13 protein-coding genes, 14 tRNA genes and 3 rRNA genes are annotated in these 17,504 nt (G+C 47.3%); 3 read left to right on the top strand and 27 right to left on the bottom strand.

The window, feature by feature from the left end; all coding sequences use genetic code 11:
• Positions 1 to 4 precede the first annotated feature (4 nt).
• From MHI06_RS01645 to MHI06_RS01545, 21 genes are all read right to left on the bottom strand, one after another.
• A tRNA-Gly gene (locus MHI06_RS01645) sits at positions 5 to 79 on the bottom strand.
• An 8-nt stretch (positions 80 to 87) separates the two neighbouring features.
• Positions 88 to 174: transfer RNA gene (locus MHI06_RS01640), tRNA-Leu, on the bottom strand.
• A gap of 9 nt (positions 175 to 183) precedes the next feature.
• A tRNA-Lys gene (locus MHI06_RS01635) sits at positions 184 to 259 on the bottom strand.
• Between the two features lie 9 nt (positions 260 to 268).
• Positions 269 to 343: transfer RNA gene (locus tag MHI06_RS01630), tRNA-Gln, on the bottom strand.
• An 11-nt stretch (positions 344 to 354) separates the two neighbouring features.
• Positions 355 to 430 (bottom strand) — tRNA-His (locus MHI06_RS01625).
• A 97-nt stretch (positions 431 to 527) separates the two neighbouring features.
• Positions 528 to 603: transfer RNA gene (locus MHI06_RS01620), tRNA-Thr, on the bottom strand.
• A gap of 24 nt (positions 604 to 627) precedes the next feature.
• A tRNA-Asp gene (locus MHI06_RS01615) sits at positions 628 to 705 on the bottom strand.
• 25 nt (positions 706 to 730) lie between these two features.
• Positions 731 to 804: transfer RNA gene (locus MHI06_RS01610), tRNA-Met, on the bottom strand.
• Positions 805 to 821: 17 nt separating this feature from the next.
• Positions 822 to 897, bottom strand: a tRNA-Val gene (locus MHI06_RS01605).
• 6 nt (positions 898 to 903) lie between these two features.
• A tRNA-Glu gene (locus MHI06_RS01600) sits at positions 904 to 975 on the bottom strand.
• A gap of 15 nt (positions 976 to 990) precedes the next feature.
• Positions 991 to 1,082: transfer RNA gene (locus MHI06_RS01595), tRNA-Ser, on the bottom strand.
• Between the two features lie 3 nt (positions 1,083 to 1,085).
• A tRNA-Asn gene (locus MHI06_RS01590) sits at positions 1,086 to 1,161 on the bottom strand.
• Between the two features lies 1 nt (position 1,162).
• A tRNA-Ala gene (locus tag MHI06_RS01585) sits at positions 1,163 to 1,238 on the bottom strand.
• A 34-nt stretch (positions 1,239 to 1,272) separates the two neighbouring features.
• Positions 1,273 to 1,346: transfer RNA gene (locus MHI06_RS01580), tRNA-Ile, on the bottom strand.
• Between the two features lie 59 nt (positions 1,347 to 1,405).
• Positions 1,406 to 1,522: ribosomal RNA gene (gene rrf / locus MHI06_RS01575) — 5S ribosomal RNA — on the bottom strand.
• 76 nt (positions 1,523 to 1,598) lie between these two features.
• Positions 1,599 to 4,525, bottom strand: a 23S ribosomal RNA gene (locus MHI06_RS01570).
• Positions 4,526 to 4,834: 309 nt separating this feature from the next.
• A 16S ribosomal RNA gene (locus tag MHI06_RS01565) occupies positions 4,835 to 6,387 on the bottom strand.
• Together the 16S, 23S and 5S rRNA genes with 14 tRNA genes alongside form the textbook arrangement of a ribosomal RNA operon.
• A gap of 607 nt (positions 6,388 to 6,994) precedes the next feature.
• Positions 6,995 to 7,960, bottom strand: a complete 966-nt coding sequence (rocF, locus tag MHI06_RS01560) for an arginase (RefSeq protein ID WP_340400182.1) — start codon at positions 7,958 to 7,960, stop codon at positions 6,995 to 6,997.
• Between the two features lie 5 nt (positions 7,961 to 7,965).
• Positions 7,966 to 9,171 (bottom strand): ornithine--oxo-acid transaminase, encoded by a 1,206-nt coding sequence (locus tag MHI06_RS01555; RefSeq protein WP_340400181.1) that lies wholly within the window; start codon positions 9,169 to 9,171, stop codon positions 7,966 to 7,968.
• A 142-nt stretch (positions 9,172 to 9,313) separates the two neighbouring features.
• Entirely contained in the window at positions 9,314 to 9,970 is a 657-nt protein-coding gene (locus MHI06_RS01550; RefSeq protein ID WP_340400180.1) for an amino acid ABC transporter permease, read from the bottom strand.
• A 23-nt stretch (positions 9,971 to 9,993) separates the two neighbouring features.
• On the bottom strand, positions 9,994 to 10,815 hold the full coding sequence (locus tag MHI06_RS01545; protein WP_340400179.1) for a transporter substrate-binding domain-containing protein: 822 nt from the start codon (positions 10,813 to 10,815) through the stop codon (positions 9,994 to 9,996).
• Positions 10,816 to 11,136: 321 nt separating this feature from the next.
• Here MHI06_RS01545 and MHI06_RS01540 point away from each other — a divergent pair, with 321 nt between their 5' ends.
• Positions 11,137 to 11,781 carry a GntR family transcriptional regulator gene (locus MHI06_RS01540; protein WP_169483186.1) on the top strand — a complete coding sequence of 215 codons (645 nt, stop codon included), beginning with the start codon at positions 11,137 to 11,139 and terminating at the stop codon, positions 11,779 to 11,781.
• Between the two features lie 56 nt (positions 11,782 to 11,837).
• On the opposite strand, the gene MHI06_RS01535 is transcribed toward MHI06_RS01540, so the two are convergent.
• Complete coding sequence (locus MHI06_RS01535; RefSeq protein ID WP_169483187.1) at positions 11,838 to 12,572, bottom strand: class I SAM-dependent methyltransferase; 735 nt, start codon at positions 12,570 to 12,572, stop codon at positions 11,838 to 11,840.
• Positions 12,573 to 12,735: 163 nt separating this feature from the next.
• Between MHI06_RS01535 and MHI06_RS01530 the strand changes: the two genes are divergently transcribed.
• On the top strand, positions 12,736 to 13,083 hold the full coding sequence (locus tag MHI06_RS01530; protein WP_340400178.1) for a hypothetical protein: 348 nt from the start codon (positions 12,736 to 12,738) through the stop codon (positions 13,081 to 13,083).
• Positions 13,084 to 13,329: 246 nt separating this feature from the next.
• Here the strand turns inward: MHI06_RS01530 and MHI06_RS01525 are convergent, their stop codons facing one another.
• The 4 genes from MHI06_RS01525 to MHI06_RS01510 all read right to left on the bottom strand — a co-directional run bounded on the left by MHI06_RS01525 (position 13,330) and on the right by MHI06_RS01510 (position 15,513).
• Positions 13,330 to 13,557, bottom strand: coding sequence for a cold-shock protein (locus MHI06_RS01525; protein WP_017691121.1), 228 nt, complete (start codon positions 13,555 to 13,557; stop codon positions 13,330 to 13,332).
• Between the two features lie 192 nt (positions 13,558 to 13,749).
• On the bottom strand, positions 13,750 to 13,950 hold the full coding sequence (locus tag MHI06_RS01520) for a cold-shock protein (RefSeq protein WP_024633772.1): 201 nt from the start codon (positions 13,948 to 13,950) through the stop codon (positions 13,750 to 13,752).
• Positions 13,951 to 14,345: 395 nt separating this feature from the next.
• A complete protein-coding gene (locus tag MHI06_RS01515) occupies positions 14,346 to 14,582 on the bottom strand; it encodes a hypothetical protein (RefSeq protein WP_169483189.1) in 237 nt (78 codons plus the stop codon).
• Between the two features lie 142 nt (positions 14,583 to 14,724).
• The gene (locus tag MHI06_RS01510) at positions 14,725 to 15,513 is read right to left on the bottom strand and encodes a CPBP family intramembrane glutamic endopeptidase (RefSeq protein WP_340400177.1); all 789 of its coding nucleotides are present in this window, start codon (positions 15,511 to 15,513) and stop codon (positions 14,725 to 14,727) included.
• A 305-nt stretch (positions 15,514 to 15,818) separates the two neighbouring features.
• Between MHI06_RS01510 and MHI06_RS01505 the strand changes: the two genes are divergently transcribed.
• Entirely contained in the window at positions 15,819 to 16,490 is a 672-nt protein-coding gene (locus tag MHI06_RS01505; RefSeq protein WP_169483191.1) for a phosphatase PAP2 family protein, read from the top strand.
• A gap of 134 nt (positions 16,491 to 16,624) precedes the next feature.
• Here the strand turns inward: MHI06_RS01505 and MHI06_RS01500 are convergent, their stop codons facing one another.
• On the bottom strand, positions 16,625 to 17,404 hold the full coding sequence (locus MHI06_RS01500) for an AraC family transcriptional regulator (protein WP_169483192.1): 780 nt from the start codon (positions 17,402 to 17,404) through the stop codon (positions 16,625 to 16,627).
• Positions 17,405 to 17,504 lie beyond the last annotated feature (100 nt).

Genomic DNA, 17,504 nt, shown 5'->3' with positions numbered 1-17,504 from the left:
AAATTGGAGCGGAAGACGGGAATCGAACCCGCGACCCTCGCCTTGGCAAGGCGATGCTCTACCGCTGAGCCACTTCCGCAAAACATATGGTGCGGTCGAGAGGACTCGAACCTCCACGGGGGTTAGCCCACACGGACCTGAACCGTGCGCGTCTGCCAATTCCGCCACGACCGCAAAATATAATGGTGAGTCATGAAGGGCTCGAACCTTCGACACCCTGATTAAAAGTCAGGTGCTCTACCAACTGAGCTAATGACTCATAGTGAAATGGCTGGGGATATAGGATTTGAACCTATGCATGACGGAGTCAAAGTCCGTTGCCTTACCGCTTGGCTAATCCCCATTAAAAAATCATGGGGCGATCGAGGGGAATTGAACCCCCGAATGCCGGATCCACAAACCGGTGCGTTAACCACTTCGCCACGACCGCCATAGAGTAAGCCATTCATCCACTAAGAGAATCTTAGTATTAACATTTTTGCTTGTAATATACATTCTATCACAAATTCAGATGTAAATACTAAAAATGGTGCCGGCGAGAGGACTTGAACCCCCAACCTACTGATTACAAGTCAGTTGCTCTACCAGTTGAGCTACACCGGCACGGTGTATATTTAATTAAAAAAATGGCGGAACCGACGGGATTCGAACCCGCGATCTCCTGCGTGACAGGCAGGCATGTTAGGCCAACTACACCACGGTTCCATAGTACTTTCTCAAGGAAAGTTAATTGCGGGGGCAGGATTTGAACCTGCGGCCTTCGGGTTATGAGCCCGACGAGCTACCGGGCTGCTCCACCCCGCGTCGTTATAAAGTTTATATGGTGGAGGCTGAGGGGATCGAACCCCCGACCCTCTGCTTGTAAGGCAGATGCTCTCCCAGCTGAGCTAAGCCTCCATAATATGACCCGTAGGGGATTCGAACCCCTGTTACCTCCGTGAAAGGGAGGTGTCTTAACCCCTTGACCAACGGGCCTTGCTAAAAATTATCTGGCGGAGAGAGAGGGATTCGAACCCTCGAGACGCTTGTGACGCCTACACGATTTCCAATCGTGCTCCTTCGGCCAGCTCGGACACCTCTCCATATGGCTCCCCGAACAGGGCTCGAACCTGTGACAACTCGATTAACAGTCGAGTGCTCTACCAACTGAGCTATCAGGGAATGGTGGAGCCAAGCGGGATCGAACCGCTGACCTCCTGCTTGCAAGGCAGGCGCTCTCCCAGCTGAGCTATGGCCCCATACACTGTGTATTTCTTTATTATGGTCTTGCTATGGGCCCTGGTGGACTCGAACCACCGGCCTCACCCTTATCAGAGGTGCGCTCTAACCAACTGAGCTAAGGGCCCTAATATATATCCCTTATTCCTTGGCAAGGGGGGCAAAAAAAATACCCCAAAGGGAAATCGCTTGGCGGCGTCCTACTCTCCCAGGACCCTGCGGTCCAAGTACCATCGGCGCTAGAGGGCTTAACGGTCGTGTTCGGGATGGGTACGTGTGGAACCCCTCCGCTATCGCCACCAAACGCGGTGCTTACATTTCAGAGTTGTTGTTCTCTGAAAACTAGATTCGAAACGAAACACGCGAATTATCACTTGCTATTGGATAAGCCCTCGACCGATTAGTACTGGTCAGCTCCATGCATTGCTGCACTTCCACCCCCAGCCTATCTACCTCGTCGTCTTCAAGGGGTCTTACATACTGGGAAATCTCATCTTGAGGGGGGCTTCACGCTTAGATGCTTTCAGCGTTTATCCCGTCCGTACATAGCTACCCAGCGGTGCTCCTGGCGGAACAACTGGTACACCAGCGGTACGTCCATCCCGGTCCTCTCGTACTAAGGACAGCTCCTCTCAAATTTCCTACGCCCACGACAGATAGGGACCGAACTGTCTCACGACGTTCTGAACCCAGCTCGCGTACCGCTTTAATGGGCGAACAGCCCAACCCTTGGGACCTACTTCAGCCCCAGGATGCGATGAGCCGACATCGAGGTGCCAAACCTCCCCGTCGATGTGGACTCTTGGGGGAGATAAGCCTGTTATCCCCAGGGTAGCTTTTATCCGTTGAGCGATGGCCCTTCCATGCGGTACCACCGGATCACTAAGCCCGACTTTCGTCCCTGCTCGACTTGTAGGTCTCGCAGTCAAGCTCCCTTATGCCTTTGCACTCTTCGAATGATTTCCAACCATTCTGAGGGAACCTTTGGGCGCCTCCGTTACTCTTTAGGAGGCGACCGCCCCAGTCAAACTGCCCACCTGACACTGTCCCCGTACCGGATTACGGTACCAGGTTAGAACCTAGATACGATCAGGGTGGTATCCCAACGTTGCCTCCATGCAAGCTGGCGCTCACACTTCAAAGGCTCCCACCTATCCTGTACAGATCGTACCCAAATTCAATATCAAGCTGCAGTAAAGCTCCATGGGGTCTTTCCGTCTTGTCGCGGGTAACCTGCATCTTCACAGGTATTAAAATTTCACCGGATCTCTCGTTGAGACAGCGCCCAAGTCGTTACGCCATTCGTGCGGGTCAGAATTTACCTGACAAGGAATTTCGCTACCTTAGGACCGTTATAGTTACGGCCGCCGTTTACTGGGGCTTCGGTTCACAGCTTCGGATTGCTCCTAACCACTCCCCTTAACCTTCCAGCACCGGGCAGGCGTCAGCCCGTATACTTCGCCTTACGGCTTCGCACAGACCTGTGTTTTTGCTAAACAGTCGCTTGGGCCTTTTCACTGCGGCCCCCTCGTGCTATTCACACTACCGGGGCACCCCTTCTCCCGAAGTTACGGGGTCATTTTGCCGAGTTCCTTAACGAGAGTTCTTCCGCGCGCCTTAGAATACTCTTCTCGCCTACCTGTGTCGGTTTGCGGTACGGGCACCATCACCTGGCTAGAGGCTTTTCTTGGCAGTGTGAGATCATGACCTTCGCTACTACAATTTTCGCTCCCCATCACAGCTCAGCCTTAATGATGTGCGGATTTGCCTACACATCAGCCTTACTGCTTAGACGGACATCCATCAGTCCGCGTCACTACCCTACTGCGTCCCCCCATTGCTCATAACGGCTTACGGTGGTACAGGAATTTCGACCTGTTGTCCTTCGACTACGCCTTTCGGCCTCGCCTTAGGTCCCGACTTACCCTGAGCGGACGAGCCTTCCTCAGGAACCCTTAGGCTTTCGGCGGATCAGATTCTCACTGATCTTTTCGTTACTCATACCGGCATTCTCACTTGTATAATGTCCAGCGCTCCTTACGGTACACCTTCAACCCTTATACAACGCTCCCCTACCCCTGATGCAAAGCATCAAGCCATAGCTTCGGTGGTGTGTTTAGCCCCGTTACATTTTCGGCGCAGAGTCACTCGACCAGTGAGCTATTACGCACTCTTTCAATGGTGGCTGCTTCTAAGCCAACATCCTGGTTGTCTGTGCAACTCCACATCCTTTTCCACTTAACACACACTTGGGGACCTTAGCTGATGGTCTGGGCTGTTTCCCTTTTGACAATGGATCTTAGCACTCACTGTCTGACTCCCGGAAGTAAGTCTATGGCATTCGGAGTTTGACTGAGCTTGGTAACCCTTGCGGGCCCCGCACCCAATCAGTGCTCTACCTCCACGACTCTGTTTTCCGAGGCTAGCCCTAAAGCTATTTCGGGGAGAACCAGCTATCTCCGAGTTCGATTGGAATTTCTCCGCTACCCCCACCTCATCCCCGCATTTTTCAACATGCGTGGGTTCGGGCCTCCAGTGCGTGTTACCGCACCTTCACCCTGGACAGGGGTAGATCACCCGGTTTCGGGTCTACGTCCACGTACTCAATCGCCCTATTCAGACTCGCTTTCGCTGCGGCTCCGGCTCTTCACCTTAACCTTGCACGGGAACGTAACTCGCCGGTTCATTCTACAAAAGGCACGCCATCACCCCTAAAACGGGCTCTGACTTTTTGTAAGCACACGGTTTCAGGTTCTATTTCACTCCCCTTCCGGGGTGCTTTTCACCTTTCCCTCACGGTACTGCTTCACTATCGGTCGCTAGGAAGTATTTAGCCTTGGCAGATGGTCCTGCCGGATTCATACGGGGTTTCACGTGCCCCGCACTACTCGGGATCCGTCTCGGAGGGAACCAACTTTCAACTACAGGGCTTTTACCTTCTTTGGCGGGCCTTTCCAGACCTCTTCGCTTAACCGGTTCCTTTGTAACTCCATGTGAGACGTCCCACAACCCCAAAGAGCAAGCTCTCTGGTTTGGGCTTCTCCGCGTTCGCTCGCCGCTACTGACGGAATCACTATTGTTTTCTCTTCCTCAGGGTACTTAGATGTTTCAGTTCCCCTGGTATGCCTCTGCATAACCTATGTATTCAGTTATGAGTAACTGGAAATTACCCCAGCTGGGTTTCCCCATTCGGACACCCCCGGATCAAAGCTTGCTTACAGCTCCCCGAGGCAGTTTCGTTGTTCGCCACGTCCTTCATCGGCTCCTAGCGCCTAGGCATCCTCCGTGTGCTCTTAGTAGCTTAACCATATTGCTCCGGTTTTGACTGCTCGCTTCCCTTGTTTTGCTTGCGCAAAGCCAAAAGTCGCTCCCATTCAATACCATCGCAAAAGCAATTTAACTACCGTTTTTATTGAAACTTGTTTACACAAGTTCAGCTAAAAAGGAATGTTCTAATTCGCGTTTGTTTCGTTTCGATATCTAGTTTTCAAAGAACAAGCTCCATACAAAAGCAAGCTGTTTGAGAGTTTGAGCTCTCAAAACCGAACAACGAGTGAGTGTTTTGCAGCTAAGCTGCGTATTTGAATGTTTCCACTCGGGAAACGATTCTCCATAGAAAGGAGGTGATCCAGCCGCACCTTCCGATACGGCTACCTTGTTACGACTTCACCCCAATCATCTATCCCACCTTCGGCGGCTGGCTCCTTGCGGTTACCCCACCGACTTCGGGTGTTATAAACTCTCGTGGTGTGACGGGCGGTGTGTACAAGACCCGGGAACGTATTCACCGCGGCATGCTGATCCGCGATTACTAGCAATTCCGACTTCATGCAGGCGAGTTGCAGCCTGCAATCCGAACTGAGACCGGCTTTGTTGGGATTGGCTCCATCTCGCGATTTCGCAGCCCGTTGTACCGGCCATTGTAGTACGTGTGTAGCCCAGGTCATAAGGGGCATGATGATTTGACGTCATCCCCACCTTCCTCCGGTTTGTCACCGGCAGTCTATCTAGAGTGCCCACCCGAAGTGCTGGCAACTAAATATAAGGGTTGCGCTCGTTGCGGGACTTAACCCAACATCTCACGACACGAGCTGACGACAACCATGCACCACCTGTCTAGCATGTCCCGAAGGAAAGGACTATCTCTAGCCCGGTCATGCTGATGTCAAGACCTGGTAAGGTTCTTCGCGTTGCTTCGAATTAAACCACATACTCCACTGCTTGTGCGGGTCCCCGTCAATTCCTTTGAGTTTCAGTCTTGCGACCGTACTCCCCAGGCGGAGTGCTTAATGTGTTAACTTCGGCACCAAGGGTATCGAAACCCCTAACACCTAGCACTCATCGTTTACGGCGTGGACTACCAGGGTATCTAATCCTGTTTGCTCCCCACGCTTTCGCGCCTCAGCGTCAGTTACAGCCCAGAGAGTCGCCTTCGCCACTGGTGTTCCTCCACATATCTACGCATTTCACCGCTACACGTGGAATTCCACTCTCCTCTTCTGCACTCAAGTCACCCAGTTTCCAGTGCGATCCGGGGTTGAGCCCCGGGATTAAACACCAGACTTAAATGACCGCCTGCGCGCGCTTTACGCCCAATAATTCCGGACAACGCTTGCCCCCTACGTATTACCGCGGCTGCTGGCACGTAGTTAGCCGGGGCTTTCTTCTCAGGTACCGTCACCTTGAGAGCAGTTACTCTCCCAAGCGTTCTTCCCTGGCAACAGAGCTTTACGATCCGAAAACCTTCATCACTCACGCGGCATTGCTCCGTCAGGCTTTCGCCCATTGCGGAAGATTCCCTACTGCTGCCTCCCGTAGGAGTCTGGGCCGTGTCTCAGTCCCAGTGTGGCCGATCACCCTCTCAGGTCGGCTACGCATCGTCGCCTTGGTGAGCCGTTACCTCACCAACTAGCTAATGCGCCGCAGGCCCATCCCCAAGTGACAGATTGCTCCGTCTTTCCAGTTCTCTTCAGGCGAAGAAAACAATTATTCGGTATTAGCTACCGTTTCCGGTAGTTGTCCCAAACTTGAGGGCAGGTTGCCTACGTGTTACTCACCCGTCCGCCGCTAACCATCAGAGAAGCAAGCTTCTCTTCAAGTCCGCTCGACTTGCATGTATTAGGCATGCCGCCAGCGTTCGTCCTGAGCCAGGATCAAACTCTCCAATAAAGTATTGAAAAGAGCGATATGCTCATTTTGAATCTGACGAGATTAAAAATCTCATTTGTGCTCCAGTCGATCCAAGCCAAGGCTTGTCTCAAACTTTCACGTTCATTCTGCAAGCAGAATGTTTACTCACTCGTTGTTCAGTTTTCAAAGATCAAACTTGTTTCGCTGCCGAACGTTGTTCTCTTCAGCAACTTTTATATCTTATCACATCCGAACCAACTTTGCAAGCTCTTTTTTTAAGTTTCTTTCGAAGCTTATTTCATTCGCTTGCCGCACCGTGTAAACCGTGTTTTCTTGGCCGGAATTAGAATATACCATGTACAGTTTTTGATTGCAAGTCTTTTTTTGATAAATGATAATATCCTGCTGCATCCGCACTATATGTAATCTTTCGCCCCCACTATTAATAACCTCATTATCCTTATTACGAAGCTTCTATTACTCTTATCCAATAAACTTAACCAGGGGAAGCCAAATCCCCTAAGCTTGAAGAGGACATTCATTGTGGCTAGCCCTGGTTTTTGAATATCTATTTTCTTTCCTTCTATATAAAGAGGACAATCAATCCTTGGTTTATAAATACACTCTCCGCTTCTCATCTCAACGCTCACAAAATGCGCTTACCAAGTAACGAAGCGATCAGTTCCACACCAAGCCTTGCCGTATGCCTGTTATGATCAAACAACGGATTCACTTCCACCAGTTCCATAGACGTAACTTGATTCGTGGAAGCAAGTATCTCTAATGCGTAATGCGCCTCCCGGTAATTCAAACCACCCGGTACTGGAGTACCTACGCCCGGAGCTTCACGCGGATCCAGACAATCCATGTCAAAGCTAACGTGAATACCGTCTGTCCCTTCTCCTGCTGTAGCTATTGCTTGTTCAATAACTTGCTGTATCCCCATTCGGTCAATATCATGCATCGTAAATGCTCGGATTCCCAGTCCCCTAATCTGCTCTTTCTCATACTCATCCAGATCACGTAGACCAATATAGACCAGGTTGGAGGGGTTAATAAACGCTCCTGCTCCAGCAATGTGCGACAGATTATAAGCAGTATGTCCCAAAGCTACAGCCACACTCATCCCATGCATATTACCAGATAAGCTGCGTTCTTCCGTATTCAAGTCTGCATGCGCGTCAAACCAGATCACACCCAAATTCGAATAGTGTGCAGTTAACCCGGCAAATGTACCAATCGCTACACTATGATCTCCCCCAAGCACAAGTGGGAAAGCCCCCTCTTCTACTGCGCCTGATACTTCACTACACACCTTCTGACTGACCTGACGTACCTCATTTAAATGTTTTACACGATTCCGCCCAGCAGAGATAGCAGGTTCAGAAGGACACTCTACCCGCACTTCTTTGGAAAGCACTAACCCAAGACTCGCGATCTCCCGCTTCAGTCCAGCTGTAATCAGTTCGTCCGGCCCCAACTCTGCACCCCCTCTTGCTCCCCCTAGCCCGAAAGGAACCTTAATGATGGCAACATTGCGCCGTACAGATGTATGACTTGAATTAATAGGAGTATCTTTTATTCCACCATGGACATCATCTTCATTTTTCATATAGTTCAGCCTCCTGCATTGTTGATCAGAACCTGCTCAATTCTCTCCAGCGCCCAGTCAATCTCGGACTCTTTAATCGTCAAAGGCGGAGCAAACCGAATGGTCGTCTCATGGGTTTCTTTACATAGCAAACCAGCAGACATCAATCGCTCACAATAGGGACGTGCTGATTCCTGCAGTTCAACACCAATAAATAACCCTCTACCCCGAACTTCCCGTATGGCTGAACTGCGAATATCACGAAGCCTTTTCATAAAATAGTTCCCCAAACGTTCCGATCGCTCAGCAAGCTTCTCATCTTCAAGAACTTTCAGAGACGCTATAGCCACGGCGCAGGCGAGTGGATTCCCTCCAAACGTAGAACCATGAGACCCCGGCTCAAACAAATCCAGTATATCCGCACCAGCAGCAATAGCCGAGATAGGCATTACTCCTCCCCCCAGCGCTTTGCCCATAATATAGATGTCTGGTTCAACACTTTCCCAATCGGAGGCAAAACGGCGACCCGTTCTTCCAAATCCGGTCTGGATCTCATCAGCTACAGTCAACACCCTCTGGCTCTTACACAATGCAAAAGCTTCGGCTAAATATCCATCAGGCGGAATTATGATTCCAGCTTCGCCCTGAATAGGCTCTACAAGAAAACCAGCCGTATTCGGTGTAATGGCTCGCTTCAGTGCTTCAATGTCTCCATAGGGCATAATCCGGAACCCAGGTGTGAACGGTCCAAAATCTTTTTTATAATCCGCTGAAGAAGAAAAGGACGTAACCGTCAGAGTTCTTCCATGAAAGTTACCAGAGCATACGATGATTTCGGCTTGATTCTCCGGTACACCTTTGCAACGATAAGCCCATCTGCGTACTGCCTTTATCGCCGTCTCCACTGCTTCCGCTCCTGTATTCATGGCAAGAATCTTTGATTTTCCCGTGAATTGTGAGAGTTTCTGATAAAAAAGAGAAGCGGAGCTGCTGTGGAATGCCCGTGATGTCAGCGTAACCTGGTCTGCCTGGTCCTTGAGCGCCTGTATAATTACAGGATGTCTGTGACCATGATTCAATGCAGAGTATGCACTTAACATATCCATATAACGACGGCCTTCAGGATCTTGCACCCATACCCCTTCCGCCTGTTCAATCACAATAGGGAGCGGATGATAATTAGGTGCAGCATAACGCTCCGACCAATCAATTAACATTTTGGAATCTGACATACACGCCCAACACCTTTCCAAAATATTGTATACAAAATACAATATCAATGTATGCGATACCACCGCCAATTACGACTACATCCCACTATTTCCACAGCAGCCTACTCCTAGCTCCTCTTCGAATCAAATCCTTTATCCATAGTTATCGAGAAGTAGACAGTTTACGTTCCAGCCAGGAAAGTAAATTAGCCAGTGTAAATGTGATGATAAAGTAGAGACCTGCGGCAACAAGGAGCGGAGCAAGTGGTTGGAACGTAACCCCCTGAACCGTTCTGGCCGTGTATATAATCTCGGCTATACCAATCATGGAAACAAGCGAAGAATCTTTAATGATAATAATGAATTCATTGCCGATGGCTGGAAGCATGTTACGAAAAGCCTGCGGCAGTATAATGTAGCGAAGTGTCATACCATGTGTCATACCAAGGGAGCGCGAAGCCTCCGTCTGTCCTTTATCAATCGCTTGAATCCCGGCCCTGAACACCTCCGCCATATAAGCGGAGCTATTCATAGTCAGAGCTACCACCCCCGACATAAATGCCGGCAAGTTCACACCTATAACCGTCAGACCATAATGAATAATAAGAATCTGTACGAGCATCGGTGTTCCTCGAATGAGTTCAATATACGCCAATGCCACAAATTTAATTGGCCATATTCGGGATATTCGCATTAGCGCCATGATCACACCAAGCAACGTACCAAACAATACGCCGAAGAAGGAAAGCTCAAGCGTAACCCACGCACTTTGTGCATAATCCTGCCAATGCTCTGATAGAAAGGAAAAATCTAAATTCACGGCATATCCCTCACTCGTCCGGTTTATTCGCCGAGCATCTCATTCGCTTCAACGACGAAACGTTCAATATCTCCGTTCGTTTTGAGCTTTTCCAATGTAGTGTTGATCTGATCGAGCAGCTCCTGATTACCTTTCTTCACCGCAATGGCCGAACCACCCTCATCTTCAGCCTGTTCAATCTCTACACCCGCAACAACCAGCCCCTCTTGGTTCTTCACATACTGTTCAGCCACCGGCTTCTCCAGAATGAGTGCGTCCACGCGCCCTGTCTGCAACTCCAGGATCAGTTCAGGTATTTTAGGTAGAGAAGTGAGCTTTGCTCCCTCTATTTCCTGAGCGATCCCTTCCTGAATGGAACTCTTTTGTACGCCAACCTGCTTGCCCGATAGATCATCAATAGACTTCAATGCCACATCTTCGCCTTCTCTAACAAGTACAGCCTGCTCTGCGTAATAGTAGATATCCGTAAAATCAACGTTCTTCTTTCGTTCCTCGGTAGGGGTCAAGCCCGATATTACAAAATCAACCTTATCTGTACCAAGGGCCATAAGAAGGCCGTCAAAGTCCATGTCCTCAATCTTCAGCTCGGCTCCCAAATCAGCCGCAATTGCTTTGGCAATCTCGATGTCAAAACCTACAATGGTATCTTTACCATCGATTTTCTTATGAAATTCATAAGGTGCATAGTCAGCACTGGTTCCAAGTACAATTACTTTCTTTTCAGCAGAGCTACTTCCCGAAGACGAAGCAGCGTCCGATCCGGTTCCTGTCGTTTTTTCCTGCCCACAAGCAGACATGATTACAACCACTAACAACAGCATCATTGGCAAAAGCACTTTTTTCACACATCATACCCCTATTCTTTTTTTGAATGAGTAGCATAATAATTTGTATACAATATACATAAGACATTATATGGACTTATATGTAAGTAATACTAACAAACAATTCGGTTTATCACAATCATTATTTAAACATTTATACGCTCTAATTCCATAAAATGTACTATATATAACACATCACTTACATCAGCTGAAACATGAAGTTTGCTTGCCCAACTTCCCCCTCGGTGTTAAGATGATAAAAACTTGAAACTCCTGAACGGCGCACGCAGCACGGCCCCACACTTATCCAATCATCACTATACATAGAAAGGAGGATTCGGTATGGAGGTACCTAAATACCGGTCCTTGAAAGATCACGTATACGATTACATTGCCCAGAAGATTCAGGACGGGACCTTGCTTCCCAACCAGAAGATCAACGAGGCCGAGATATGCAAAAAGCTGGACATCAGTCGTACTCCTACTCGGGAGGCACTTTTCCAGCTGGCTTCAGACAATCTGCTGCAATACATCCCACGCAGGGGATTTATTGTCACTCCTTTTGATGCAGGCAAAAAACTGGAGTTCTCCCAAGCGATCGGTGTGCTGGAGGCACTTGCTGCCACACTTGCAGCAGACCATCTCAGACCATCTGAACTACTGGAGATGGAAACTCTGGTTGTCCGAATGGAAGAAGATATCAGCCAGCTTGATCTTGCTGCCTACAACAAGAACCAATATCAGTTCCATAACCTGTACATCCAGCGATGTGGTAACGCCACAGTGATTGAGATGTTAAACACATTGAAGAACAGCTTCATCCGGCAGTCCTATGTTAGTGATAATAAACCGAAGCTATCTGAGGTACTACTCGAAGTTAATGAAGAGCATCGTCAAATTTTAAGCGCTTTTCGAGCCAAGGATAAAAATCAACTGGAAGCCCTGCTCAAACACCACTGGCGGATTATCGACAACGATATGCTGTAGTACGTTCTGTCAAAACAAACCAAAGGCAACCCACGCTATTGTGAGTTGCCTTTTTCCTATCTTTCCTTTTTGACTTCCAACGGTGCCCTTGCCGCAAAAACCGCATATCCCAATTTTTTGCCGTATTTAGCGAGTAAACGGTCATTGGTAAGACTCATACGCTGCATACGCTCATCCTCAAACCAATTCATATCCATCTCCCGATGTGGATCATGATCCACGCCCCATTTTCCCATGGATCGCGATTGCTCTTTGACTTCAACCTTGGTGAAACCACTCTGTTTGAGGCGTTTTCTCCATGCTGTCACCGTTGCCAGAGTTCGTATACCGTAAAATTTCTTCAATCTGCGGCACATCAATTCGGTCTTTCTGCCTGATAGAACCATCTCTCGATCCACCAAAAGTCCCGCCGGCTTCAACACCCTTCTATATTCAGCAAGCGCACTCCGCCATGGGGTGAATATCGTAACCGATTCTACAAATACCACATCAAAATGATTTTCTGGAAAAGGCAACGCTGCTACATCCGCCTGAACAAATCGAACATCCACTCGTTCTCGTCTCGCTCGCCGAACTGCCTTATCCAGCATATTGCGATGAAGATCAATCGCAGTTACCCGATACCCACTTTTAGCCAGGTAACACGCGGTCCTCCCGGTGCCACATCCTATCTCAAGAATATGACTACCCTCAGGCAGAGATAAGCCATCCAGCAACTTCATGGTTGCCAAAAACCCTCCGGGATGGGCACTTCCCTCCCCTAACCGAGCCAGCATGTCATGATAATCCATTGACATCCCCTCCTCACTCCTCCCAGTGTATGGAGCAGATTCAAAAACGGCTCCTCCCTATTCGATTTCCCGGGTACTCGTCCATACCAATTGCTCTTCTTTTTACTATGATATACAAACCGTTGAATTCAAGCGGCAACCGCACCTAATGAGGAGGATTTGCATGTACAGAATTAATCGGGTATGTGAAGAAACGGTTTCTCCACACGTTGGACGTTCCGTTTGTCTCGTTATGAACGACGGTAAGCATATGTATGGTACGCTTAGTCAATGTCGGGATGGCAAAGTTTATTTGAACGGGTGTTTCGAAGGACCACGGCTGTGTTCCGTCAAATCCAAACAGCAGCTGGTAAAAAGCAGCAAGAAAAACACTGTTGCAACAAAGAAAGTCAAATCTTCGGCCTACGGTCCATATGGTTACGGAGGATACGGTGGGGGTTACGGCTATGGAGCGGGGATCGATCTGGCTCTGGTCGCCACATTGTTTCTGCTGCCATTCCTGTTCATCTAAACTCGAATATGAGAGTGATCTAAAATTATAGTCATAACAAAGACCCTTTTTGCATATAGCGAAAAGGGTCTTTGTATTTTTCATACGATACCAATCAATTGCAATGTATTTTCTGTTAAAAATGATACAAAAAAAGGCATTCGTCAAAACGAATGCCGGGAACTTCATATTTAATACCCTTACCTTCGCACAGGGTGTCTGTTTGATCTTAAAAAAAAACACCTCGTTAGAGGCGGGTAAGCTATGTTAAATCCGATTTCCTTTAGGCATCGTTTTCAGATTACTATTCGAATTCTCAAGCAATGGTAGCATCCTAGTCGTGCTAACCATCTCAGAAGCACATATCGGACAAGTAGGTACGTTATCAAACGCAAAATTGTCCCGCATCCATCCTTTGCACGTATCACTCGTACATTCCCAGATTGCCGCATCAGCTTGTGGAATCTCTTCCAACGGTTTTTTGCGATTATACATGACTTCTACCCCCTTTGTTATGGAAAAACATCTAACCGACGTTATTTCACAGAAGACACTACTTAGCGGAAGTCTTACGTCCCACTGAACTTCTGCCTCGACAACTATTGGGCCGACTTTCATACATATAACTGATCAAAAAAAAGAAGCTGCCTTTACCATTTTAACATGTTAAAGGCAGCTATGCTTTAATTACAGTTTTACAACTTCTTCTGCTTGAGGACCACGGTTTCCTTGTACAATTTTAAATTGCACGCGTTGACCTTCGTCCAGCGTTTTGAAGCCTTCGCCTGTAATAGCGCTGAAGTGTACGAATACATCTTCTCCGCCTTCAACTTCGATGAAACCGAAGCCTTTATCAGCGTTGAACCATTTTACTGTTCCGTTTTGCATGTGAATTACACCTCCAAATAAAGATTAACATGTTCCTTTGTTCTTTGCAGCAAGCAAATAAAAATTCACACATTGAAAAAGGTACCAGTCATAAACCTATAAGTGATCGCCCTTTACAATATATGAATTAGGTTTTCCACTCTCTACAACTTGTTTTTATTATAACTCCAATTCAGCCAAAAAGCAAATCTTTGTATTTTCTTTTCAAACAGCTTTGGAAATACATGTTATTAACTAGCATGGGAACAGGGTTTATCCCACTTATGTGCCCGGTCGCTCGTGTGCGGTCTTATGAAAGGATATGCAGATCTAATCCAACTTATACATTTTATATATATATTTCTGACATGCATATCCAACACAACCAAAGAATCATCTTACTATAGTTTAACACACTATGTCCATGCCCACATAAATGCATCCCGATCCCAGGCGATCTGCCCACGGTGAAGCTTCCGGAAAGCTTTCTTCACTTCCTTGGACAATGACGTATTGCCGTTCTCGTTCACAAAAACAAACTCTTCGCCAAAATGGGTCTTCACATATTCTATGGCAGCTTCCTGATGAAGTGTTCCTGTGAATTTAATTTCTTGAACCATCCATTCTGCTACTTCTAGTGCTGTCTTTTCCACAATATCACCTACTGTCTGAATCTAATGTACGGATAGGCAGACCTCGTATCATGAACATACCCTGTCTTCCCGCCAGACTGAAGTATACCATGATCCAACTGCTGACGGGAAACTGTATGATAACTACTTCCAAGCAATAACCTTAATGAACAACCGTATTGGCCTGCTCACTTTCTTTGGAAGGAATGGGTGAATTCGTTCGATGGCTCCAAACTAACCATGCGCAGTATGCGATCATTACCCCCAGTATAAACAGATCGTAGGGAAGTGTTCCTGTGTCCTCTAGGTCATTCCCGAGAAATTGAATCAGATTATGTATGAAATGAAACAAAATAAGCGGTACAATATTTCCGTTCTTCAGCATCAATAACGCGAGTGCCGCTCCCAGAAGCAGCGCATAGACCAATTGCATGATCGTATCTGTCAGATTTTGACCAGACAATGCATTCAGGAGATGTGTAATTGAAAACAAGATGCTGGAAGTCACGACTGCGGCCACTGCACTCTTTTGAAGCAAGGTCTTGAAAATTAGCCCACGATAGATCGTTTCCTCAACAAACGCCACGAGCAAGGTGAAAAAGATGAAAAAGGCTACCCGGGACAAGCTCAGTTCGCCAAATCCTTTCAGAGCAAGTGTACCCAGTACAAGGAGTAGTGGAATATAATACTTTGCGTGGCCAGCCGGAATACTTCGCAAGTTACGGAATCCAGTCTCTCCCCACTTGCGTCTTAACGTCAAATAGATTATCAGCACAATGGCTATGGGTGTAAAAGAGATGAGTACAGGGGAAGTGTAGTCCAGTTGCTTTATCGTCGCAATGGCCCCTGCTGCAAATACGGCTAACAAGAGAAGTAGCTCAATAATCACGACGGTGAGCACAGGTTTGCGCTCGGAAAAGGAATGTTTTGGCTTGGATTGCGGATTAATCATACATTTGCCTACCTCGTTTCATTTACTTTTTTTCGTTGTCATATGAACTTATATGCCAATATAGTTGTATCACATCATCCGTATATTGAATATCCCTAATATGGATAAAACTATAAAAGTAACAAAAAAGAGACTTATCCTGACTGCTTTTCCCCTAAAATCAGGTATGGCTTATACCTTGATCTGTCCATTATAGTATTACAAGAGTCCAATGCTGCAGGGGTGCGGCGACTCTCCAACGTCATATATCTATGAAGTACACATAACGATAGTTTCACAATGCATAATGAAATCAGGGGGATACTATGAAAGCATTCTTTCAGCGCTGGGGGCATTTACTGGCTATTCTGTGCATACCGCTCCAAGGCTCCATTTACGTATTTCTAGGCAGCAACACCGGAAGTGATGTATTCTACAATTATGCCTGGATTGATACACAGATTCCTTTTCTCAAAGAATTTATTTATCCATACATCAGCTGGATGCCCATTCTGTATCTAGGATTTCTCTATTTGGGTCTGACGAACAAGTCGCTATTCTGGCGTACGCTGATCACCTATAATGTTGGTGTCATGGCAGCCAATGTCTGTTTTGCGGTGTTCCCTACCCATGTACCCCGCCCGGAGGTCGGCGGAACCGATCTGAGCAGCGTGTTAGTTCAGTTTATCTATACGAATGATGCGCCCTTCAACTGTTTCCCGAGTGTTCACGTCCTGACCAGCTACTTGTTATTTATTATCATCAACAGACACTTGAACTTTAAGCCATTAGCCCGGATCTCCTGGTCGGTATGGTTGTGGTTGATTATTGCTTCGACGGTATTTGTAAAACAGCATTCCTTGCTGGACATCGCCGGAGGCATTTTGTTTGCAGAGGCCGCGTATTGGACTGTACATGTCTTTGCCGTTCGTCTTGGGCAGGCACGAAAAAAAGGCAAGCAACCACTCACAGCTTCTAATCCAAGCAGTCATGTATAGTGGCACATATATATTGTAAGAGGTAGGATGATGATCCTGCCATAAAAGTAAAAGAGGGCCTAGGCCCTCTTTTTTTGTACTCATTTAATTGAACCTATTATATAGAAGAACTTATTTGGGTTGGACTACGCGTTTCATGCTATAGGTGGGCGCTCATGGAGCAGATCGGATGGTGGACTTCCCGTTATACGCTTGAATATGCGGTAAAAATAAGACAGGTCCCGGTAGCCGAGAAATTCGGCAATTTCCTGAATTGAAAGTTGTGACTCAGTGAGCAGATATATGGCTCTTTTCATCCGTTGATCATGGACATACTGACTGATGGTCTGATTTGTCATGCTTTTGAATAATGCTGCAGCATAATTGGGCGTCTTGTTAATCTCGTCTCCGAGTTCTTCCTTCGTCACTCTCTCCCGATAATGCCGCTCAATGTATCGCTTCATCCGTTCCACATGAACATGTCTCTCCGGAGGAATAACTCCCCGATCCAGCTCCCTGTTCATATAAATCAACACTTCCATCAATAAGGCTTGGCTCATCATGACATAATAAGACGGACGCTCCTGCCATTGTTGATAAATAGCGCTCATGCGTTGATGAATCAGTTCATAACAACCAGGTTTATGACGCAAAGCCTCATACCGTTCAAGTGCAGGAAGACCTTCCGTATGATCACGTTGCAGTTGAATCACAATCTGTGTGTGCGTTACCGTAGGAATACTCTTGCCGTAATACGGTACACCACCTGGAATGAGTAGCAATTCACCCTTTTCCATGATCTGTTTATCACCGTTCACCCAATATACACATTTTCCATAAGTAACCAAACTAAGCCGCCAAGTCTCTTGAGATTGCACAGCTTCTTCGTACCAACCAACACCATTAATGTGTCGTACTTCAAGTGGAGTGACCATAACACACCTCATTAGTGGACTATACTCTAATCATTGTACTATAGTTCATACCCTGTTTCGACAGAAAACGCTACAATACACATATAAGCTTAAAATATGA

Source organism: Paenibacillus sp. FSL H8-0079, from assembly GCF_037991315.1.
Taxonomy (GTDB): Bacteria; Bacillota; Bacilli; order Paenibacillales; family Paenibacillaceae; genus Paenibacillus.
This window is presented reverse-complemented; position numbering and strand designations above follow the sequence as displayed.

Bases quoted from the DNA above. Each gene is read 5' to 3' on its own strand.
- rocF (WP_340400182.1), bottom strand. From the start codon at position 7,960: ATGAAAAATGAAGATGATGTCCATGGTGGAATAAAAGATACTCCTATT.
- MHI06_RS01555 (WP_340400181.1), bottom strand. From the start codon at position 9,171: ATGTCAGATTCCAAAATGTTAATTGATTGGTCGGAGCGTTATGCTGCA.
- MHI06_RS01540 (WP_169483186.1), top strand. From the start codon at position 11,137: ATGGAGGTACCTAAATACCGGTCCTTGAAAGATCACGTATACGATTAC.
- MHI06_RS01535 (WP_169483187.1), bottom strand. From the start codon at position 12,572: ATGGATTATCATGACATGCTGGCTCGGTTAGGGGAGGGAAGTGCCCAT.
- MHI06_RS01530 (WP_340400178.1), top strand. From the start codon at position 12,736: ATGTACAGAATTAATCGGGTATGTGAAGAAACGGTTTCTCCACACGTT.
- MHI06_RS01525 (WP_017691121.1), bottom strand. From the start codon at position 13,557: ATGTATAATCGCAAAAAACCGTTGGAAGAGATTCCACAAGCTGATGCG.
- MHI06_RS01520 (WP_024633772.1), bottom strand. From the start codon at position 13,950: ATGCAAAACGGAACAGTAAAATGGTTCAACGCTGATAAAGGCTTCGGT.
- MHI06_RS01510 (WP_340400177.1), bottom strand. From the start codon at position 15,513: ATGATTAATCCGCAATCCAAGCCAAAACATTCCTTTTCCGAGCGCAAA.
- MHI06_RS01505 (WP_169483191.1), top strand. From the start codon at position 15,819: ATGAAAGCATTCTTTCAGCGCTGGGGGCATTTACTGGCTATTCTGTGC.
- MHI06_RS01500 (WP_169483192.1), bottom strand. From the start codon at position 17,404: ATGGTCACTCCACTTGAAGTACGACACATTAATGGTGTTGGTTGGTAC.